Origin of the sequence: Kribbella rubisoli, assembly GCF_004217145.1 — a bacterium.
Taxonomy (GTDB): Bacteria; Actinomycetota; Actinomycetes; order Propionibacteriales; family Kribbellaceae; genus Kribbella; species Kribbella rubisoli.
Genome location: NZ_SHKR01000014.1, coordinates 25,518 through 45,618, shown reverse-complemented (window position 1 = coordinate 45,618; position 20,101 = coordinate 25,518). Strand labels below are relative to the sequence as shown.

The window sequence follows — 20,101 nt, the reverse complement described above, 5'->3', positions numbered from 1 at the left end:
GCCGTGGGTGTTTCCTCGGCGAGCAAGCGAATCGTGCTGCTCGTAGGGGTGATCGTGGTCGCCGGCGGGCTGGCGGCGTGGTGGATCCTGACCGCGGCCCGGGCCGCCAACGAGGGCTTCGACATCACCGACGAGGGCTATTACCTGCTGTCCTATCGGTGGTGGGACAGCAATCCGTTGGCGTTGACCGGCGTGCAGTACCTGTACGGGCCGATCTTCGAGTGGTTCGGGTACAACATCGACCGGCTGCGGCTGTTCCGGCTGTTCACGGTGGTCGTCGTCCATCTGCTCTTCGGCTACAGCTTCATGCGCTGGTTGCGCGGGCGGCGGCCGGGGATGCCGGCGACGAAGCTGTGGGAGCTGGCCGGGATGGCGATCATCCTGGCCGCGGGCGGGATGTGCTACGCCTGGCTGCCGCAGTCGCCCGGGTACAACGATGTCGTGCTGCTCGGCGCGCTGACCTTGGTGTCCTGCGTGCTGTGGATGGCGACGGCGGTCGACCGCGGCGATCCGGTGCCGTTCTGGGTGCCGGTCGTGGCCGGCCTGGTGATCGGCGTGATGGTGCTGGCGAAGTGGACCTCGGTCGTGGTGATCGGGCTGATCGTCATCGCCGCGGTGGTCGTGCTGGCCGGTCAGAGCTGGCGAGCCGTTGCCCGAGGCATCCTTTTCGCCCTGGCTGGGGTCGCGGTGGTTGCGCTCGTCGTCCAGCTGTTCGTGGTCCGCCTGAACGTGGCGGTGCCGGGCATCGTCACCGTGAACAAATTCATCGCGGGTACGTCGTACTCGCCGACCGAGCTGCTGCAGTTCTACTGGTCGAGCGGCATCAGACTGCTCGGCCAGACCCTCCGCGACCACGGTCTGCTGCTGGTCGCGACCGCGCTCACCGTGATCGCCCGCTGGCGCTGGCTCCGGATCGCCGCCGCGGTCCTGGTGCTGCTCGCATTGATCCTGTCCGTACGACGAGTCGTCGTCGACGGCGCCGCGATCGGCGGATCGCAGCAAACCGCGACGTACGCCGTGACGCTGCTGGCCGCCGTACTTGTCGCCGTCGTCGCTGCTGCCGGTGCCGTGATCGCGCACCGGTTCGGTGTGACGGAGTGCTCGAGGCTGAGCCGGGAGAACACGCGCACGTGGGTGATCCTCGGCCTGCTCGTGCTGCTGCCGCTGGTTCAGGCGTTCGGGACGAACACCGCGCTCTACACGATCGGGTTCAACGCGTTCGCCGCCTGGGCCGCGGTGATGATCGCGGTACTGACCGGGATCTGGGCGACGCCGATCGCGGCGCGGGTGACGCTCGGACTCGTCCTGGTGGGATCGCTGGTCGCGACCGCCTCGATCGCCTACACCGGATTGTTCCGGTATCCGTACCGTTCGGCCGGGCACTCCGAGCTGACCGTGGCGTCGACGCTGCCCGCGTTGAAGGGGCTGTACCTGACGCCGGCCGACGAAGCGGACTACCGCAAGCTGGCCGCCGATCTCCGCCCGTACACCGAGCCAGGCGGCCGGCCGATGCTGGCGTTCGACAAGATGGCCGGCCTGGTGCTGATCCTCGGCGGCAGGCCGCTCGGCGAGGCCTGGATCGCGCCGACGGAGCGCGCCCGGACCGCGGCCGGCATCGAGGAGGTCTGCCGGAAGGGTCGTCCGGAGCGGGCGCCGCTGATCATCCTGAACCGGCAGATCTCGGATTCGGAGATCACCGCGCTGCAGTCCTGCGGCCTGAACTTCCACGCCGACTACCAACAGCTCGCCCCGGCCGAGCAGACGATCGGGCTGCAGGTCTGGGTGCCCAAGGCCGAGCGGGGCGCCCGGTCCCGGGGATGAGATCCTGTTGCCCTTGAATCCGGAGCGGCCGGGACAGGAAGGGTGCGCATGATCAAGGTCGGTGTGCTGGGAGCCAAAGGCAAGATGGGCGCTCAGACGTGCCTCGCGGTCGAGGAGGCCGCCGACTGTGAGCTGGTCGCGCGACTCGACCAGGGTGACGAGCTGGACCAGCTGACCGAGGCCGGTGCCGAGGTGGTCGTCGACTTCACCCGGCCCGAGGTCGTGATGGGCAACCTCGCGTGGTGCATCGAGCACGGCATCAACGCGGTCGTCGGCACCACCGGGTTCGACGAGGAGCGGCTGGCCACGCTGCGTTCGCAGCTTGCCGGCAGCCCGTCCACCGGCGTACTGATCGCGCCGAACTTCTCGATCGGCGCCGTGCTGATGATGCAGTTCGCCGCGAAGGCAGCGCCGTACTACGAGTCGGTCGAGATCGTCGAGCTGCATCACCCCGACAAGGTCGACGCCCCGTCCGGCACCGCCCGGCGGACGGCGGAGCTGATCGCGGACGCGCGTCGTGAGGCCGGGTCCAAGCCGATCCCGGACGCGACCACGACCGCCCTCGACGGTGCGCGCGGCGCGGACGTCGACGGGATCCGGGTGCACGGCGTCCGGCTCCGCGGCCTGATCGCGCATCAGGAGGTCCTGCTCGGCGACGAGGGGGAGACCCTGACGATCCGCCACGACTCGATGGCCCGTACGTCGTTCATGGCCGGCGTCCTCCTCGGCGTACGCCGGATCGGCACCACCCCCGGCCTGACCGTAGGCCTAGAACACTTCCTGGACCTCGCCTAAATGAGCGGGAAGCGGACGGCGATCCTGCTGGCGGTCGTTTTCGTCGCGTACGCCGTACTGCTTGGCTGGCGGGGTGTGCTGCTGATCGGGACCGGTGAGCCGGTCGCGATCGTGCTGGGGATCGCCGTTCTCGTCATCCCGTTGCTCGGGGCATACCTGGTGTGGCGGGAGCTCCAGTTCGGCCGGCAGACCGAAGTGCTGGCGCGCGAACTGGAGGCGTCGGGCGGTTTGCCGGTTGACGATCTGCCGCGGCGGCCATCCGGGCGGATCGATCGGGCGGCCGCGGACGAGGCCTTCGGGAAGTACAAGGCCGAAGCGGAAGCGGCGCCCGACGACTGGCGCGTGTGGTTCCGGTTGTCGACGGCGTACGACGCGGCGGGGGACCGGAAGCGGGCCCGCGCGACCATGCGGGCCGCGATTTCCCAGCACGACAAGACGTCCTGAGTTACTCGGGAGTTCGCTGTGAAGGACCCGGGAACACTGACAACGCGGGGTTGAACGGGATACCTTCGTGAGGGTACGTGGCAGCCGCCACGTAAAGGTCGGAGACTGGGTGGGGCCGTCCTGTGCCATCAGAAGGGTCTCGCCGCGGCTCGGACGACGTGCAGGGGGCCGGATTCGGTGGCCTGTTGCGTCGGCACCGGCGTGAAGCCGGGCTGTCGCAGGAGGCACTGGCCGAACGAGCCGGACTGAGCGTCGACGCGATCGCGGCGTTGGAGCGGGGCCGGCGGCGTGCGCCGCGGGCGCACACGCTGCGCCTGCTCGCTGACGCGCTGCGACTCGGCGATCCCGACCGCTCCCGGCTCACCGCGGCCGCCCGCAAAGAGGCGGACACCACCCGCACGCCGATGCGGCAACCGCCGGCGCCGACGAGCGAACTGATCGGGCGCACGACCGAGCTGACCGCGACGAGTCGCCTGCTGGGGAAGCGAATCACGCGTTTGCTTACGTTGACCGGGCCGGGCGGGGTCGGCAAGACGAGACTCACGCTGGCAGTGGCGAACGAGGTCGCGGACAGTTTCCAGGACGGCATCTGCTGGGTGCCGCTCGCTGCGCTGAACGACCCGGCCGGTGTCATGCCGGCGGTCGCCGCGTCCGTCGGCCTGCACCCGCTGGAGAGCACGCGACTGGTCGAGGAGATCGCCGAGCAGATCGGCCGCAGCGCCATGCTGCTGGTCTTCGACAACTGCTCGCACGTAGTGGCCACAGTCGGTCAGATCAGCGCTGCGCTGCTGGAGTACTGCCCGAACCTGTCGATCCTCGCGTCCAGCCGCGAGCTGCTACGGCTCCCCGGCGAGAGCGTGTACGTCGTACCGGCGCTCTCGCTGCCGCACGACGAGGACCAGCCGGAGACATCGGACGCCGTCCGGCTCTTCGTCGAGCGGGCGACCGCGCGCGGCTACGACACGACCGGCCAGCTCGATCAGGTTGCCCGCGTCGTACGCCGACTCGAGGGCATGCCGCTGGCGATCGAGCTGGCCGCCGCGCGGACGAACGTGATGACGATCGAGGAGCTGGCTTCCGAACTCGAGACGTCGTTCGGCATCCTGGCCGGCGGTTCACGGACCGCGTCGCCACGCCAGCAGTCGATGTACGGCGCGATCGAGTGGAGCCATGCCCTGCTCACGCCGGCCGAGCGGGACGTGTTCGCCCAGCTGTCGGTCTTCGTCGGCGGCTGGACGCTCAACGCGGCCGCGACGGTCATGTCCGGGCAGGCGCATCCGGGTCCGTTGGAGCGAGCCGAAGCGCTCGACCTCACCGGACGGCTGGTCGACAAGTCCTTGATCCGGGTGACCCGGCGGCGTGGCGTCACGCGGTACTACATGCTCGCGGTGATCCGGGAGTTCGCGGCCGACCGGCTGGTGGCTGTGGGCCGGACGGACGAGGCAGCCGAGCGGCACGCCCAGTTCTACATCAGCCTGGCCGAAGAGGCCGAAGGACAGCTACGAGGTCCGACGCAGGAGGAATGGCTCGACCGGCTGGAGAACGAGCTGGACAACCTCCGGGCCGCGATGGCCTGGGCACTGCGGACCAGCTCGCCCGCTGCCGCACTGCGCTTGTCCGCCGGCCTTTGGCTGTTCTGCTCGATGCATGGCCACTACGCCGAGGGCAGTCGCTGGCTGGAGCGAGCATTGGCACTTGGAGACTCGTTACCGGCCGACCTGATGGCTGACCTGTCCCCGGCCTGTGCGAAAGCAAATCTGGGCGCTGGGACGTTGGCGTTCCTCCAGTGCGAGTACGACGCCGCGACCGACCGCCTGCAGACCGCCCTGCGTCAGTACAAGGATCTGGACGACGCAGCTGGTACTGCGCTCGTGCTGCAGCGCCTCGGTGGAGTCGCTCGAGAACGCGGGGACTACGGCGCCGCCGAGGATCTGCACTGCGAGAGCTACGACCTGTACGAGAGCCTCGGCGACCGCGCCGGGATGGCCTGGGCGCACAACCACCTCGGTTTCGTGGCCTGGCTGCGCGGCGACCTGGACATCGGCGCGCGCCGGTGCCAGCGCGCCCGCGACGCGTTCCGGGTCGTCGGCGACGGCGAAGGTCTCGCCTGGTCGCTCATCAGCCTCGGCGCGATCGCGCAGTACGGCGGTGAGCTGGTCGAGGCGGAGGACCTGTTGCAGGAGAGCCTCGCGCTGTCCCAGCGGCTCGGGTACCGCGAGGGTGTGGCCTGGTCGCTGAACCAGCTCGGCATCATCGAGCGGCGTCGCGGCTACACCGAGCGCGCCGTACACCTGCTGGACGAGAGCTTGGCCGAGCATCGCGATCTGGGCGATCGGTGGCGGTCGGCCAGTGTGCTCGAGGAACTGGCAGCGGTCGCGCAACAGCGTGAGCGGAGCGAGTACGCCGCGTTCCTGCTCGGTGCCGCCGACGGGATCCGGGAGGTCATCCGTGCGCCTGTGCCGGTGATCGAGAAGGCTGACTGCGAAGCGACGCGAGCCGCGGTCGAAGCGGCGCTGGAACGCCGGGCCTTCCGGACCGCCTGGTCGGCCGGCCGGGCTGTCCCGCTGGCCGCGGTGGCCGACGGTTATCCGCCACCCGGCGCGGCTGCGGCCGGCTCACCGACCCTGACTTGAACATGCCTCGCGAGGCACCACGACCTGGGGGATCGACGGTACCCCGCGAGGGATCTAGAGGCGCGGGCGCACGATTCGTGACCCGGCCGGCTGTGCCTTCTGTCTGACCCCCCAGGCAGTCCCCCCACCTCACAGCCGGCCGAAGCCACGTCCGCGATGGTCACCGTCATCGAGCCCTCCCAGTCGACGACTGGCTCCTCCGCGCTGACTCAAGGTTGTCGTGATCACGCTGTGTCAGACAGGGACGCAACCCTGACATCGCCCTGACAAATATGTCCTGACAACGAAAGCAGCGGCCGGAATTCGCCGATGGTGATCGGATTCTGCCCGTGCGTAGGCAATTCCGGCCCACTTTCAAACGCCTGGTCAAGCGTTCGTTCAGCGGAGATAACCGGAAACGGCTTTTGTGAATCCGGCGATCCTTCGTAAAGGAGTTTCCTTGCTGTAGCCGGTGCCGGCCCCGTCGAGGCCGGGCATCAGCTTGTCCGGCGCCGGGATACCTTCGCCGGCGCAGCTGGCGTCCTTGGCCGGTGCCTTCCCGGTGGTGAGGAACGTGTTGACGATCCTGTCCGCGCAGTGGTTCACGCCGCCGTAGATGCCGTGGTCGCCTTCGTTGGTGACGGTCAGCAGTCGCGAACCCGCGTACCGGTTGTGGGCCGAGACGGCGAGGCCGTAGTTGGTGGCCGGGTCGTGCACCGACTGCACCATCAGCGTTGTGGGCAAGCCTTTGCCGGTTGGCGTCGGCATGGTGAGGTTCGGGCGGTTCCAGTAGAAGCACGGGTTCTCGGTCATCGTCCAGCCGATCAGCGGGAAGTGCGGACCGAGGCGGGCCGCCAGCTGTGCGCCGGCCTCAGGACCCTGCGGCCACGCGGTGTCGTTGCAGGTGATCGCGTTGAAAGTCGCGTCCTCGGAGTCGACGGTGCCAGACGGGCCGAACGTGCGGAGCCCGACCGGTGCACGGTTCGCGCGCTGCACGAGCTGCTGCTGGCGAGCCGGCGAGAGGCCGTCGACCCGGTGTTGCGCGGCCTGCGGGCCACCTTTTGCCTGTGCCGCGGAAAGGTCGCGGATAAATGCCATATCGACCGCGAGTGAATAGAAGTCGAGCTTTGTATACATATCGTTGGCCACCATCATGTCCAACGTGTTCTGGTCGTACGTCACCTGAACCGCCGCGTCCAGGAACTCCTCGACCGCGGGCCGCTCCTTCAGCGCTCGCCGCAACCGCTCGTAGGTCCGGATGACTTCACCGGGTGACGAACCGAGGTGCAGCTGGTCGTCGTACTTCGCTGCCCACGGCGCGAAGTCCTCACGGAACCGGCGCTCGAACGCCTGCGGCTGGCTGACGAACGTGTCGAACCAGGTCTTGGTGAAGTCCGTGTTCGAGTCGAGAACGAAGCGGCCGACGTGGTCGGGGAAGTAGGTCTGGTAGTAGGCCCCGAGCCAGGTGCCGCCGGAGTACCCGACGTAGTCCATCTTGTCGAAGCCCAGCAGTTGCCGGATCAGGTCCATGTCCTGCACGGTCTGCGCGGTGGTGATGTAGGGGAGGAGCCCGCGGGACTGGCGGTCGCAGTACGGCTTGACCATCGCCGAGGCCTCGGAGATCAGCGCCTGGTTCGCAGGGTCGCGATCGCGGGCATCCATCGTGTAGCCGGGGCTGCCGTCGCAGCTGACATTGGTGCTGCCGCCCGTGCCCCGCGGGTCGAAGCCGACGGTGAGGTGGTCCTTGGCCAGCGGCGCCTGGCTCGCGAGGTACGGCGCCATGCCGAGGCCGGCGCCGCCCGGTCCGCCCGGGTTGCCGAACACCACGCGGCTCGGCTTGCCCTTGGCGGGCGCGACCTTGCTGACCGCGATCTGGAGATCGTTCCCGGCGTACTGGTTGGCCCAGTCGCGCGGAACGGTGATCTTCGCGCAGTACGTGCGGAACTCGGGGTCACCGCACAGGATCCAGTCGGGTCTCTGCTCGAGGTACTTGTTGGCCACCTGGTGCGGCTTGTCGACGACGGTCGCCGTCTGCATCGAGGCGGTCGCCCCGGACCCCGGTATGACGAGAACGGCAGCAGCGGAAATGCCCAGGCCGACGGCCAGGGTCAGGTACTTCATGCAGAACTCCAGCGGATGGCGTTACGTGATCGGACCGTGACAACCTGTCATGTCCGCGTCACGTGGTCGAGCACCACCCCCGGCTCGTCGCCGATCGAGCGACTGCTATGCGGTTCCCGGATCGGTGTGCAGCCGGATCTGCTTGATGCGGACCGACTCGTCGCCGTACAGATCCAGCTCGCGGTGGGCACCGTCCGGAGCCCAGCCGGCTTCGGTGTAGAAGGCGCGGAGGACGTCGTCGGTGGAGTTGACCCAGACGGTCAACCGGCCGAAGCCGTCGGCGCGGATCGTGTCGACGACGGCGTTCAGCAGCCGGGAGCCGTGGCCGGCCCGGGTCGCGTCCGGCTGTACTGCGAGCTCGGCGATCACGGCGTCCCGCTGCGGATCGGCGTCCGGGTCGTCCGACGGCGTGATGGCCGCGAAGCCGACCAACGTACGGCCGGCCAGCGCGACCATCACCCGGTTCCGGGCCTCGCCCGGCGCGAGCAGCGCGGCCCGCCACTGGGCTGCGAACTGCGCCGGGTTGAGGTCGGCAAGGACATCGGCCGGCAGGAGCCCGGCGTACGCCGACCGCCAGGCCGCGACCTGGATCTCGCCGATCTCGTTCGCCTCCGCCGGCAGCGCGAGCCGCACACTCGTCTCGGCCACCGGGGACTCACCGGACTGCCCGGAGAGATCGGAGAGGTTGGCGGGTTCCGGTACGCCGAAGTCACTCATGGCTCTCATCCTCGCAAGTCAGTACACGAGCCGCCGCAGCAGGGTCTCGGCCGGCCCGCGGTAGGAACGCCTGCTCATCGCGTAGGCGCCGACGACGGAGATGATCCAGACCCCGATCGCGACCAGCGCCGCGGTGTACGCCGTACTCCCGAACCGCAGGTCCAGCGTGAACGGTGCGAGCAGAACCATCCACGACACCGACTGGAACAGGTAGCCCGACAGCGAGCGCTGACCCAGTGCGGAGATCGCGCGGACCGGCAGCGAAAGCTTGCTGATGCGGGCGACGAGCAGACCGAAGAGGGCGACGTACCCAGGTCCGCCGAACATCCCGCTGACGTGGGACAGGTAGCTGAGTGCGCCGACCGCCGACTCGTCGACGTGCAGCCAGCCGGCGCCGACGAAGGCCAGCGGCAGTCCGCCGAGGACGGTGATGCCGAGACCGATCGAGGCAACCGAGACCAGCAAGGGCTTGTGAGCGGCCGGGTTCTCGAGGATCTGCTTGCGGGCGGCCCAGATCCCCAGCCAGACGATGACGATGAAGCCCAGCACGCTCGCGAAGTGCGCCGGGTACTCGTGCAGCCGGTCGACCATGCTCGCGAAGTACGACGTTGCCGCCAGCGACGGGTTCGGCTCGTTGGTCAGCGCGTGCACGGGACCGGAACTGTTGACGACGGCAAGCACTGCCCGGGCCCCGAAGACGACGACCTCGACCGCCATGAACGCCCAGATGCCGATGACGATCCGATGGAACTTGTCGCCGCGGTTCAGCAGGAACAGGGCGCAGATGATCCCGACGACTCCGTACGCGCCGAGGAAGTCACCGAAGTACAGCAGCGTCGCGTGCAGCAGGCCGAATGCGACCAGCCAGCCGTTGCGCTTGAGCAGGATCCGCCGTACTGCGCTCGGCGTCGCGCCGGACGTCTGCTGCCGACGCGCGAGCTGGACCAGGCCGTAGCCGAACATCACCGCGAAGACCGGGTACGCGCGGGCGTCGACGAAGGTGAGTTTGAGGAAGTTCAGGATTCGCTCGAAGCCGTGCGGCGCGCTCTCCACGCCGGGCTGGCCCGCGAAGGCGAAGTTCGCGCTGTTGGCCAGGCCGATCAGCAGCAGCATCGCGCCGCGGATGAGGTCGGGAGCGAGCGCACGTTCTTTACCGGTGACCGGTCCGCGATGATCTGAGTCGGATCTGGCCGGGGCGAGAGTTGTAGTCACGGGAGGATCTCCAAAACTGTTTAGGTCTTGAACTGTTACCTCGATCCTCCCGGTCGCCGGACGCCGTACCCAGCGTCCTGAACCCACTCCAGGGGTGGGGTTACGACCACCTTTGTGACACCTGTTGTTGATTTGGACGAAAAGTGTCACATATGCTGCGGGTATGGACTTCCAGGCGACCATCGACGCCGACGGCCGGATCGAGCCGCGGGACGCGATGCCGGACGGGTATCGCAAGACCCTGATCCGGCAGATCGCGCAGCACGCGCACTCCGAGATCATCGGCATGCAGCCCGAGGGCAACTGGATCAGTCGCGCGCCGTCCTTGCGCCGCAAGGCGATCCTGATGGCCAAGGTGCAGGACGAGGCCGGCCACGGTCTCTATCTGTACGCCGCCGCCGAGACGCTCGGGGTGGACCGTGCGGACCTGCTCGACATGCTGCACAGCGGCCGGCAGAAGTACTCCAGCATCTTCAACTACCCGACGCTGACCTGGGCCGACATCGGTGCGATCGGCTGGCTGGTCGACGGCGCCGCGATCGTCAACCAGGTCCCGCTCTGCCGCTGCTCCTACGGTCCGTACGCGCGGGCCATGGTGCGGGTGTGCAAGGAGGAGTCGTTCCACCAGCGGCAGGGGTTCGAGATCCTCTACACGCTGTGCAACGGGACTCCCGGGCAGAAGGCCATGGCCCAGGACGCGCTCAACCGCTGGTGGTGGCCGTCGCTGATGATGTTCGGTCCGCCGGACACCGCGTCGACGCACTCCGAGCAGTCGATGGCGTGGGGGATCAAGCGGCACAGCAACGACGAGCTGCGGCAGCGCTTCGTCGACATGACCGTTCCGCAGGCCGACGTACTCGGGCTGCGGGTTCCTGATGACGGACTGGTGCACCAGGACGGGCGCTACCGATTCACCGAGCCTGACTACACCGAGCTGTACGACGTGGTGAAGGGCAACGGCCCGTGCAACCAGCAGCGGCTGTCGCATCGCGTGAAGGCGCATGAGGACGGCGCGTGGGTCCGCGAGGCCGCAGCTGCTTACGCCGCGAAGAAGGAGGCTCGCGCCGCATGATCGAGCCACTGTGGGAGGTCTTCGTCCGTTCGCGCCGTGGGTTGTCGCACACACACGTCGGCAGCTTGCACGCGCCGGACGCGACGATGGCGTTGCGGAACGCGCGCGACGTCTACACGCGCCGGCAGGAGGGCGTGTCGATCTGGGTGGTGCGCGCCGCTGACATCACCGCATCGTCACCGGACGAGAAGGACGAGTTCTTCGACCCGGCCGGCGACAAGGTGTACCGGCACCCGACCTTCTACGAGGTCCCGGAAGGTGTCGAGCACCTGTGAACGATCTGTTCGCCTACACACTCCGGCTCGGTGACGATGCGCTGATCTCCGCGCAGCGCACCGCCGAGTGGATCGCGGCCGCCCCGCAGCTCGAGGAAGACGTTGCCCTCGGCAACATCGGACTCGACCAGCTGGGGCAGGCGCGATCGCTGTTGCAGTACGCCGGGTCGTTCGACGGGCGGACCGAGGACGATTTGGCGTACTTCCGCGACGAGCGCGACTTCCTGAACGTGCAGCTGTGCGAGCTGCCCAACGGCGACTTCGCGTTCGCGATGGCGCGGTTGCTGTACTTCGCGACGTACCAGCACCTGCTGTACGACGAGCTGCGGTCGAGCGCTGACGAGACGCTGGCCGGCGTGGCGGGGAAGGCGGTCAAGGAGGTCGCGTACCACGTCGACCATGCGACGCAGTGGGTGCTCCGTCTGGGCGACGGGACCGAGGAGAGCCACCGCCGCATGCAGGCCGGTCTGGACGCACTGTGGCCCTACACGGCCGAGCTGTTCGAGTCTGATTCGTTGGTGCAGCGCCTTCCGGCCGCCGTGGATCCCTCAACGCTGTCGGCCGCCTGGACCGACCGAGTGCTGGGCGTGATCGACGAGTCCACTTGCGAGCGGCCTTCGTCCTCGTACCAGCACACGGGCGGTCGGCTCGGACGTCACACCGAGCACATGGGCTACCTGCTGGCCGAGCTGCAGCACGTCGCGCGATCCCACCCGGGTGCGACATGGTGACCGACGCAGCCATCCTCGAGGCCGTCGGCGAGGTAGCAGACCCCGAGGTTCCGGTCCTGACGATCGCCGACCTCGGCGTACTCCGCGGCGTCCGCCACGAAGGTGATGAGGTCGTCGTGACGATCACCCCGACGTACTCCGGCTGCCCGGCGATGGACCTGATCCGGCACGAGGTAGAGCTGACGCTGCGGTCGTTGGACGTGGATGGTCGAGTGGAGACAGTCCTCTCGCCGGCCTGGACCACCGACTGGATGAGCGAGTCAGGCAAGGCGAAACTCGTCGACTACGGCATCGCGCCGCCATCTGGAGCTGGACCGGTGATGCTGCGATTGAGCGTTCGCTGCCCCTTGTGCGGTTCCCCGGACACGACAGAGCTCAGCCATTTCGGCTCCACCTCCTGCAAAGCACTCTGGCGCTGCAATACCTGCCGCGAACCCTTCGACCACTTCAAGGCGATCTGATGACGACGACGACCGTCGCCCCCCGCCGCCGCGCGACCTTCCACCCGCTGAAGGTTGCCGCGATCGACGCGATCACCGACGACTCGGTCGCGATCACCTTCGCCGTACCGCCCGAGCTGGCGGGGGAGTACGAGTTCACCGCGGGCCAGCACCTGACGATCCGCCGCCTCGGCGAGGAGATCCGCCGGAGCTACTCGATCTGCTCGCCGGCCGATTCCGGCGTACTGCGGATCGGCGTCAAGCGGATCCCTGGCGGCGAGTTCTCGGCGTACGCCGCACAGGAACTGAAGGTCGGCGACGAACTCGAGGTGATGACGCCGCTCGGCCGATTCGGCACAACCCTCGATCCCTCGCAGACGAAGCATTACGCGTTCGTCGCCGCGGGCAGTGGCATCACGCCGGTGCTCTCGCTCGTCGCCACGATTCTCGCGGTCGAGCCGACCAGTCGCGTCACGTTGCTCTACGGCAACCGCACCGCGGGCTCGGTCATGTTCGCCGACGAGCTGGCCGACCTGAAGGACCGGTACGCCGAACGCCTGCACCTCGTCCATGTGCTGTCCCGCGAGACGACCGAGGTCGAGCTGTTCAGCGGACGGATCGACGCGGACCGGCTGAAGCGCATGTTCGCGACGATCCTGCCGCTGGACTCGGTCGACGAGTGGTTCCTCTGCGGGCCGTACGCGATGGTCGTCGGCGCGCAGGAACTCTTGCTGGGCGAGGGCGTGCCGCGCGAACACGTCCACGCCGAGCTCTTCCACGTCGGCGACGAAGCCCCGAAGGCACCGGTCGAGGAAACGGCCACGGACGAGGACGCCGCGCAGGTCACGATCATCCTCGACGGCCGCCGCTCGACGTTCCCGCTGGGCGAACACTCCAAGGCGGTGCTCGACGCGACCCTCGCCGTACGCTCCGACGCACCCTTCGCCTGCAAGGGCGGCGTCTGCGGCACCTGCCGCGCGAAGCTCCTCGAAGGCTCCGTCACCATGGACACCAACTGGGCCCTGGAACCCGACGAGCTCCGCGCCGGCTACGTCCTCACCTGCCAGTCCCACCCGACCACGCCAACCGTCACCCTCGACTACGACGCCTGACCCTGCGACCTGATTCACTCCGGTCGCATGACCGAACCCGTCCGGGCGCCCCAGCCGATCAGCACGCAGGAACGCCAGTTCATCGCGACGGTCGAGGGCTCGCTGCGTCCCGCGCTCCTCGACGCGATCGTGCACGACCTGGGACCGTCCGGCCTGCCCGCGGCGGAGCTCTCCGGCCAGTTGGCGGCCGCCGGGCCGGGGGAGCGCCTGCAGAGGGTAGTCGAGGCGACCATGAATTCCAGCCGTCACTTCGACCGCGTGCCGGCCGACGATCGGACGGCGACCGCGGGACGGGCGGCGCTGGCCATCGCCACCCAGGTCGACGCTCGCCTGACGGTCGAAGCCGGCGACAGCCGGCTCGGTCGATTGGCCGGCCGGGCGGCTGACCGCGTCCTGCGCGGCGAGTACGAGGCCGTGGCTCACGAGGCGGGGGACGAGGCACGCCTGGTCATGAGTGGCGCGATCACGCGAGCGCACTTCCAGGAGCTGGCGGACGTCCAGCGCCGTGCCGGCGCCGGCGTCGTCTCCCCGACCACCCGCCCCGCTGCTCAGTCCGCCAACGAGTCCACCGCCCCCGCTCCCGCCCAGCCGTTGGCCGCACGCGCGACCCGCCCCCAAGTCCAAGGAACTGCACGCGACTGACCACCGCCGCCGAGTCGTGGATTGTGGTCGCCCAGCGCAACCACAATCCACGACTCGAAGATCGAGGGCCGAGCCGTTCACCACGACTCGGCGGTCGGGGTCGTTCGGCACGTTCAGGTGGTCAGTCGGTGCCGGACTCCATTGCGGCGCGGTCGAGGAGCTCGTCCTCTTCGGTGGCCTCGCCGCGGGAGGCGATCGCCTCGGCGCCGCCCGTGGGGAGCTCGCCGATGAGGTCGGTGGAGGAGGCGAGCGCGGGGTTGGAGCTGCCGAACATGCCGAGGCCGGCGTACTGCTCCAGCTTCGAGCGGGAGTCGGCGATGTCCAGGTTCCGCATCGTCAGCTGACCGATCCGGTCGACCGGGCCGAACGCCGAGTCCTCGATCCGCTCCATCGACAGCTTGTCCGGGTGGTAGCTGAGCGCCGGGCCGGTGGTGTCGAGGATCGAATAGTCCTCACCCCGCCGCAGCCGCAACGTCACCGACCCGGTGACCGCCGTACCGACCCAGCGCTGCAGCGACTCCCGGATCATCAGCGATTGTGGGTCCAGCCAACGACCTTCGTACATCAGCCGGCCGAGCTTGCGGCCCTCGGTGTGGTAGCTGGCGAGGGTGTCCTCGTTGTGGATCGCGTTCACCAGCCGCTCGTACGCCGAGTGCAGCAGCGCCATCCCCGGCGCCTCGTAGATGCCCCGGCTCTTGGCCTCGATGACGCGGTTCTCGATCTGGTCGGACATGCCCAGCCCGTGCCGGCCGCCGATCGCGTTCGCCTCGAGCACCAGGTCGACCGCGGAGCCGAACTCCTTGCCGTTGATCGTCACCGGCCGGCCCTGCTCGAAGCCGATCGTCACGTCCTCGGTCTCGATCACGACCGACGGGTCCCAGTGCTTCACACCCATGATCGGGTCGACGGTCTCGAGCCCGGTGTCGAGGTGCTCGAGCGTCTTCGCCTCGTGCGTCGCACCCCAGATGTTCGCGTCGGTCGAGTACGCCTTCTCGGTGCTGTCGCGGTACGGCAGGTCGTGGGTGACCAGCCACTCGGACATCTCTTTCCGCCCGCCGAGCTCGTGCACGAACTGCGCATCCAGCCACGGCTTGTAGATCCGCAGCTGCGGGTTCGCCAGCAGGCCGTACCGGTAGAAGCGCTCGATGTCGTTGCCCTTGAACGTCGACCCGTCGCCCCAGATCTGCACGTCGTCGTCGAGCATCGCCCGGACCAGCAGCGTGCCGGTCACGGCACGCCCGATCGGGGTGGTGTTGAAGTACGTCCGCCCGCCCGACCGGATGTGGAACGCGCCGCAGGCCAGCGCCGCGAGCCCTTCCTCGACCATCGCCGTCCGGCAGTCGACCAGCCGGGTGATCTCCGCGCCGTACGCCGTCGCACGCCCCGGCACCGACTCGATGTCAGGCTCGTCGGCCTGCCCGAGATCGGCGGTGTACGTGCACGGGATCGCACCCTTGTCCCGCATCCACGCAACCGCGACCGACGTGTCGAGACCCCCAGAAAAGGCAATCCCGACCCGCTCACCAACCGGCAAAGAAGTAAGCACCTTGGACACAGGAAAAGTATGCACCCCTCTGCATGATTATGCAAAACCGTCACCACCGGCCCACACCAGCCCACCCACACCAGCCCACCCAGACCAGCCCACCCAGACCAGCCCACCCAGACCAGCCCACCCAGACCAGCCCACCCAGACCAGCCCACCCAGACCAGCCCACCCAGACCAGCCCCGCGCAGGCTCGCGCGCCGCCTCCGCACCAGCCGGCCAACTGAGGGGTCAACCCCCGAGATGGCGGGTTGGCCCTTCAGAATCTCGGGGCGCAACCGACCAGCTGCGGGGTTGACCCCTCAGACGTACGCCGGGGCGGCCGTCCCGGCGAGGTGTGGTCGGTGTCGGTGGGGTCAGCGTGGCTGATGGGGCTGGTGGGATGTAGGGGGGAGAATGAGGGCCGGCTGTGAGGGGAGTGAGGCTTCGGATGATGGGGCGGTCGCATGCGTTGTCGGGGTGGTGCGCCGGGTTGGCGGTGGCGCCGCTCGTCGGGTTGACGTCGGTGGCGGAGGTGGTGCCGTTCGCGGCCGCCACCGCTGGGTATGCGTTGCTGCCGGATCTCGATCACCCGGGCGCCAGCGCCTCGCGCTTGCTGGGACCGGTGACTCGGTTGGTCTCGGGAGCGGTGCGGGCGTTCTCCGGCGTGCTCTACAACCTGACCAAAGGTCCGCGCGACGAGGAGAGCACCGGCAAGCACCGCCACGCGACCCACACGCTCGCCGCGGCCGTATTACTGGGCTTCCTTGCCGCCAACCTCGGTGACCGCGGCAAGTGGGCGGTGCTCGCCGTTGCGGTGACCGGCCTCGTGCTGGCCGCGGACGCGCTGGGGGACTGGATCGTCCTCGCGGTCCTCGCCGCGGCCGGCTGGTCCGTCGTCGGCGCCGGCACGGCGGCGGCTGACGCGATACAAGCCGGCCTGACCCAGATCGGTAGCTGGATCGGTGTCGCGGTAGCCGTCGGCATGTTCGTCCACTGCCTGGGTGACAGCCTGACCCGCTCCGGTTGCCCGTGGCTCTGGCCGCTGCCGATCCGCGGCGAGACCTGGTACGAACTCCGCCTTCCGCGTCCTCTCCGCTTCCGTACCGGCAGCTGGGTCGAGCACGGCGTCATCGTCCCGATCCTGCTGATCGCCGGCGTACTCCTTCTCCCCGGAGCCTTCCAAGCGGTCAGGCATGTCTTCGACGCAACGCAGATCTGGATCGCCGGTCAGTCCTGAAGCCGACCGCCGAGGTACGACGGCACGCCGCGCGACTCGAGCGCGGCCGCGAACCGGCGCTGGTTCCGCACGCCCGGCCATGCCTCCAGCAAGAACAGCGGCAACGCGAGTGCAAGGCCGATCAGCACGACCCAGAAACTCTCCACCACGAACGCCAACGCGACCGACACCAGGAACACCGCCTCGCACACCGCGAAGCGCGTGAAGGTGGACGTCGTGAACCGGCGCCACGAATCCGCCTCGATCTCAGCCGCCGAGCGAGCCACCGACCCATCGAGCGGGGGAGTGCGAAAGCCGACCAGTTCGCAGACCGAATAGGCGCCAACGGCTACCGCAAGCACCACGAGCGGCGCCCAGCTCGCCGGAAAGTCGCCGATCCCGTCGGCCGCGAGAACGAACCACAACACAAGGGTGATCACCGGCATCGCGGATGCCATTGTGGCGCAGACCATAACGAGGCTCTGCCGGGCGGCGGGGATGGGTGTCGACACGCCGGTGAGAATAATGCATCGGAAGTCACAACAGTTGGACGGAATGCGCTCGTTCGATCACTCAGAGTATTTGCAGAAGTTTTTCCGGACTTTTTTCAAAGAAGCTGTAACGACTACTGGGCCGGGCCCGATAGGACGAGTGAGCCTGGTGGCTGCCCGGACCCCCGAGCGGACAGCCACCAGGCCTACCCATTTCTCCAGGGCTTGGGAGCGGTAATCTGAGGGCCATGTCCTCGCCAGAATCCACGCCCTCGTCGACGCTGCCGTTCGGCCGTCTGACGACCGCGATGATCACGCCGTTCCGGCCCGACGGGTCCCTCGATCTCGACGCTGCCCAGAAGGTCGCGAAGTACCTGGTGGACGGCGGAAACGACGCCCTGGTGCTGAACGGGACCACCGGCGAGGCGCCGACCACCTCCGACCAGGAGAAGGTCCAGCTGATCGAGGCTGTCCGCGAGGCCCTCGATGGCAGCGCCAAGATCGTCGCCGGTGTCGGCACCAACGACACCGCGCACACCATCGAGTGCGCCAAGCAGGCCGAGGCCGCCGGCGCCGACGGACTGCTCGTCGTCACGCCGTACTACAACAAGCCTCCGCAGGACGGCCTACGCGCGCACTTCACCGCCGTCGCCGACGCCACCGGCCTGCCGAACATGCTGTACGACATCCCCGGCCGGGCCGGGGTGGAGATCAAGAGCGAGACGCTGATCGCGCTCGCCGAGCACCCGCGGATCGTCGCGGTGAAGGACGCCAAGGGCGACATCGCCGGGACCACCAAGGTGCTTGCGAACACCGATCTGTTCTACTACTGCGGTGCCGACGAGCTCAATCTCGCTTCGCTGGCGATCGGCGCGGTCGGTATCGCGAGCGTGGTGGCCCACGTCGCGAGCCGCGAGTACCGGCAGCTGATCGACGCCGTGGTGGCCGGCGACCTCGCCACCGCACAGGAAATTGATCGACGGCTGGTGCCCGCCGTCGAGACGATCATGACCAAGACCCAGGGCGCCATCATGGTGAAGGCCGCACTCAAGCTGGCCGGCGTCATCGAGCACGCGACACTCAGGTTGCCGCTGGTTGAGGCGACCGCCGAGCAAGTGGACTGGCTCACCACCGACCTCAAGACGGCAGGACTGATTGCATGAGCCATCCCCATCCAGATCTCGACGCGCCCGGACCACTGACTCCGGGCGCTTTGCGGGTGATCCCGCTCGGCGGCCTCGGCGAGGTCGGCCGGAACATGACCGTGTTCGAGTTCGACGGCAAGCTGCTGATCGTCGACTGCGGCGTACTGTTCCCGGACGAGAACCAGCCCGGCGTGGACCTGATCCTGCCGGACTTCGAGCCGATCCGGGACCGGTTGAACGACGTCGTCGCGGTCGTTCTGACACACGGCCACGAGGACCACATCGGCGGGTTGCCCTACCTGCTGCGTGAGCGGGGCGACATCCCGGTGGTGGGATCGCAGCTCACGCTCGCGCTGCTCGAGGGCAAGCTGAAGGAGCACCGGCACCGCAACGTGCCGCAGCAGATCGTGGCCGAGGGGGAGACCCTTCAGATCGGCCCGTTCATCTGTGAGTTCGTCGCGGTCAACCACTCGATCCCGGACGCGCTCGCGGTCGCGATCAAGACCCCGGCCGGCGTCGTACTGCACACCGGCGACTTCAAGATGGACCAGTTGCCGCTGGACAACCGGATCACCGACCTGCGTGCGTTCGCGCGGCTCGGCGAGGAGGGTGTCGACCTGTTCATGGTCGACTCCACGAACTCCGAGGTGCCCGGCTTCACCACCCACGAGCGCGACATCGCGCCGGTGCTGGACCGGGTCTTCACCAACGCGAGGAACCAGCGGATCATCGTCGCCTGCTTCGCCTCGCACGTGCACCGCGTGCAGCAGGTGATGGACGCGGCCGTGAAGCACAACCGCAAGGTCGCGTACGTCGGACGCTCGATGGTCCGCAACATGGGCGTGGCCCGCGATCTCGGCTTCCTGACCGTCCCCGGCGACACGCTCATCGACATGCGCGAGCTCGACGACTACCCGCCGGAGCGGGTCGTGCTGGTGTCGACCGGATCGCAGGGCGAGCCGATGTCGGCGCTGTCCCGGATCGCGGCCAACGACCACAACGTCGTACAGCTGCAGCCCGGCGACACCGTCGTACTCGCGTCCTCGCTGATCCCGGGCAACGAGAACTCGGTGTACCGGGTGATCAACGGCCTGATCCGGCACGGTGCGAACGTGATCCACAAGGGCAACGCGCTCGTGCACGTGTCGGGTCACGCCAGCGCCGGCGAGCTCCTGTACTGCTACAACATCGTCAAGCCGCGCAACGTGATGCCCGTGCACGGCGAGGTCCGGCACCTGCACGCGAACGCCGACCTGGCGGTGCAGACCGGCGTACCGCGGGAGAACGTGGTCGTCGTCGAGGACGGCGTGGTGGTCGACCTGATCGACCGCAAGGCCGTCGTGGCGGGCAAGGTGGACTGCGGGTACGTGTTCGTGGACGGCTCGACCGTCGGCGACATCACCGAGACCTCGCTCAAGGACCGCCGGATCCTCGGTGACGAGGGGTTCATCTCGGTCATCGCGGTGATGGACTCGGTCACCGGCAAGCTGACCGCCGGTCCGGAGATCCAGGCCCGCGGGTTCGCCGAGGACGACACCGTCTTCGACGACCTGAAGCCGAAGATCGAGGCCGAGATCGAGAAGGCCATCGGCAGCGGTGTCGACGACATGTACCAGCTCCAGCAGGTGATCCGCCGGGTGGTCGGCAAATGGGTCAGCGACACCCACCGCCGCCGTCCGATGATCATTCCTGTCGTGGTCGAAAGCTGACTACTCGGTGTAGCCTCG

18 protein-coding genes are annotated in these 20,101 nt (G+C 68.4%); 13 read left to right on the top strand and 5 right to left on the bottom strand.

The window, feature by feature from the left end; genetic code table 11:
- Positions 1-3 precede the first annotated feature (3 nt).
- The 4 genes from EV645_RS25820 (at position 4) to EV645_RS25805 (ending at position 5,693) form a co-directional block, all read left to right on the top strand.
- Positions 4-1,821 (top strand): hypothetical protein, encoded by a 1,818-nt coding sequence (locus tag EV645_RS25820; RefSeq protein WP_130446608.1) that lies wholly within the window; start codon positions 4-6, stop codon positions 1,819-1,821.
- Positions 1,822-1,869: 48 nt separating this feature from the next.
- Positions 1,870-2,616, top strand: coding sequence for a 4-hydroxy-tetrahydrodipicolinate reductase (gene dapB, locus EV645_RS25815; protein ID WP_198681862.1), 747 nt, complete (start codon positions 1,870-1,872; stop codon positions 2,614-2,616).
- A complete protein-coding gene (locus EV645_RS25810) occupies positions 2,617-3,060 on the top strand; it encodes a hypothetical protein (protein WP_130446606.1) in 444 nt (147 codons plus the stop codon). It begins immediately after the preceding gene.
- Positions 3,061-3,245: 185 nt separating this feature from the next.
- Positions 3,246-5,693, top strand: a complete 2,448-nt coding sequence (locus EV645_RS25805) for an ATP-binding protein (protein ID WP_242000657.1) — start codon at positions 3,246-3,248, stop codon at positions 5,691-5,693.
- 378 nt (positions 5,694-6,071) lie between these two features.
- Here EV645_RS25805 and EV645_RS25800 read toward each other — a convergent pair whose 3' ends face one another.
- The 3 genes from EV645_RS25800 to EV645_RS25790 form a co-directional block, all read right to left on the bottom strand.
- Positions 6,072-7,793: an alpha/beta hydrolase gene (locus EV645_RS25800; RefSeq protein ID WP_130446604.1), complete on the bottom strand. Its 1,722-nt coding sequence runs from the start codon at positions 7,791-7,793 to the stop codon at positions 6,072-6,074.
- A 105-nt stretch (positions 7,794-7,898) separates the two neighbouring features.
- The gene (locus EV645_RS25795; protein ID WP_130446603.1) at positions 7,899-8,510 is read right to left on the bottom strand and encodes a GNAT family N-acetyltransferase; all 612 of its coding nucleotides are present in this window, start codon (positions 8,508-8,510) and stop codon (positions 7,899-7,901) included.
- An 18-nt stretch (positions 8,511-8,528) separates the two neighbouring features.
- Positions 8,529-9,722 carry a DUF418 domain-containing protein gene (locus EV645_RS25790; RefSeq protein WP_242000656.1) on the bottom strand — a complete coding sequence of 398 codons (1,194 nt, stop codon included), beginning with the start codon at positions 9,720-9,722 and terminating at the stop codon, positions 8,529-8,531.
- A 163-nt stretch (positions 9,723-9,885) separates the two neighbouring features.
- On the opposite strand from EV645_RS25790, the gene paaA reads away from it, so the two are divergent.
- The 6 genes from paaA to EV645_RS25760 are packed head-to-tail and all read left to right on the top strand — an operon-like array spanning position 9,886 to position 13,994.
- Positions 9,886-10,794: a 1,2-phenylacetyl-CoA epoxidase subunit PaaA gene (paaA, locus tag EV645_RS25785; RefSeq protein ID WP_130446601.1), complete on the top strand. Its 909-nt coding sequence runs from the start codon at positions 9,886-9,888 to the stop codon at positions 10,792-10,794.
- Positions 10,791-11,069: a 1,2-phenylacetyl-CoA epoxidase subunit PaaB gene (gene paaB, locus EV645_RS25780; RefSeq protein WP_130446600.1), complete on the top strand. Its 279-nt coding sequence runs from the start codon at positions 10,791-10,793 to the stop codon at positions 11,067-11,069. Before paaA ends, paaB begins: the two co-directional genes overlap by 4 nt.
- Positions 11,066-11,800: a 1,2-phenylacetyl-CoA epoxidase subunit PaaC gene (paaC, locus tag EV645_RS25775; protein ID WP_130446599.1), complete on the top strand. Its 735-nt coding sequence runs from the start codon at positions 11,066-11,068 to the stop codon at positions 11,798-11,800. The genes paaB and paaC overlap by 4 nt, the downstream gene beginning before the upstream one ends.
- Positions 11,794-12,261 carry a 1,2-phenylacetyl-CoA epoxidase subunit PaaD gene (gene paaD / locus EV645_RS25770; protein ID WP_130446598.1) on the top strand — a complete coding sequence of 156 codons (468 nt, stop codon included), beginning with the start codon at positions 11,794-11,796 and terminating at the stop codon, positions 12,259-12,261. The genes paaC and paaD overlap by 7 nt, the downstream gene beginning before the upstream one ends.
- On the top strand, positions 12,261-13,352 hold the full coding sequence (paaE, locus tag EV645_RS25765) for a 1,2-phenylacetyl-CoA epoxidase subunit PaaE (RefSeq protein WP_130446597.1): 1,092 nt from the start codon (positions 12,261-12,263) through the stop codon (positions 13,350-13,352). The genes paaD and paaE overlap by 1 nt, the downstream gene beginning before the upstream one ends.
- Before the next feature lie 27 nt (positions 13,353-13,379).
- Positions 13,380-13,994 carry a hypothetical protein gene (locus tag EV645_RS25760; protein ID WP_130446596.1) on the top strand — a complete coding sequence of 205 codons (615 nt, stop codon included), beginning with the start codon at positions 13,380-13,382 and terminating at the stop codon, positions 13,992-13,994.
- Between the two features lie 121 nt (positions 13,995-14,115).
- On the opposite strand, the gene argG is transcribed toward EV645_RS25760, so the two are convergent.
- Positions 14,116-15,549, bottom strand: coding sequence for an argininosuccinate synthase (gene argG / locus EV645_RS25755; protein ID WP_130446595.1), 1,434 nt, complete (start codon positions 15,547-15,549; stop codon positions 14,116-14,118).
- Between the two features lie 421 nt (positions 15,550-15,970).
- Here argG and EV645_RS25750 point away from each other — a divergent pair, with 421 nt between their 5' ends.
- A complete protein-coding gene (locus EV645_RS25750) occupies positions 15,971-16,759 on the top strand; it encodes a metal-dependent hydrolase (RefSeq protein ID WP_242000655.1) in 789 nt (262 codons plus the stop codon).
- On the opposite strand, the gene EV645_RS25745 is transcribed toward EV645_RS25750, so the two are convergent.
- Positions 16,750-17,250 (bottom strand): hypothetical protein, encoded by a 501-nt coding sequence (locus tag EV645_RS25745; protein ID WP_130446594.1) that lies wholly within the window; start codon positions 17,248-17,250, stop codon positions 16,750-16,752. The genes EV645_RS25750 and EV645_RS25745 overlap by 10 nt on opposite strands.
- A 227-nt stretch (positions 17,251-17,477) precedes the next feature.
- Here EV645_RS25745 and dapA point away from each other — a divergent pair, with 227 nt between their 5' ends.
- Together dapA and EV645_RS25735 are read left to right on the top strand one after the other, a co-directional pair.
- A complete protein-coding gene (gene dapA, locus EV645_RS25740; protein ID WP_130446593.1) occupies positions 17,478-18,392 on the top strand; it encodes a 4-hydroxy-tetrahydrodipicolinate synthase in 915 nt (304 codons plus the stop codon).
- Complete coding sequence (locus tag EV645_RS25735) at positions 18,389-20,083, top strand: ribonuclease J (protein WP_130446592.1); 1,695 nt, start codon at positions 18,389-18,391, stop codon at positions 20,081-20,083. The genes dapA and EV645_RS25735 overlap by 4 nt, the downstream gene beginning before the upstream one ends.
- Positions 20,084-20,101: the final 18 nt, after the last annotated feature.

What these genes read in the sequence shown, in the direction of transcription:
- dapB (WP_198681862.1), top strand. Translation starts at nt 1,870, where the DNA reads ATGATCAAGGTCGGTGTGCTGGGAGCCAAAGGCAAGATGGGCGCTCAG.
- EV645_RS25810 (WP_130446606.1), top strand. Translation starts at nt 2,617, where the DNA reads ATGAGCGGGAAGCGGACGGCGATCCTGCTGGCGGTCGTTTTCGTCGCG.
- EV645_RS25800 (WP_130446604.1), bottom strand. Translation starts at nt 7,793, where the DNA reads ATGAAGTACCTGACCCTGGCCGTCGGCCTGGGCATTTCCGCTGCTGCC.
- EV645_RS25795 (WP_130446603.1), bottom strand. Translation starts at nt 8,510, where the DNA reads ATGAGTGACTTCGGCGTACCGGAACCCGCCAACCTCTCCGATCTCTCC.
- paaA (WP_130446601.1), top strand. Translation starts at nt 9,886, where the DNA reads ATGGACTTCCAGGCGACCATCGACGCCGACGGCCGGATCGAGCCGCGG.
- paaB (WP_130446600.1), top strand. Translation starts at nt 10,791, where the DNA reads ATGATCGAGCCACTGTGGGAGGTCTTCGTCCGTTCGCGCCGTGGGTTG.
- paaD (WP_130446598.1), top strand. Translation starts at nt 11,794, where the DNA reads ATGGTGACCGACGCAGCCATCCTCGAGGCCGTCGGCGAGGTAGCAGAC.
- paaE (WP_130446597.1), top strand. Translation starts at nt 12,261, where the DNA reads ATGACGACGACGACCGTCGCCCCCCGCCGCCGCGCGACCTTCCACCCG.
- EV645_RS25760 (WP_130446596.1), top strand. Translation starts at nt 13,380, where the DNA reads ATGACCGAACCCGTCCGGGCGCCCCAGCCGATCAGCACGCAGGAACGC.
- EV645_RS25750 (WP_242000655.1), top strand. Translation starts at nt 15,971, where the DNA reads ATGATGGGGCGGTCGCATGCGTTGTCGGGGTGGTGCGCCGGGTTGGCG.
- dapA (WP_130446593.1), top strand. Translation starts at nt 17,478, where the DNA reads ATGTCCTCGCCAGAATCCACGCCCTCGTCGACGCTGCCGTTCGGCCGT.
- EV645_RS25735 (WP_130446592.1), top strand. Translation starts at nt 18,389, where the DNA reads ATGAGCCATCCCCATCCAGATCTCGACGCGCCCGGACCACTGACTCCG.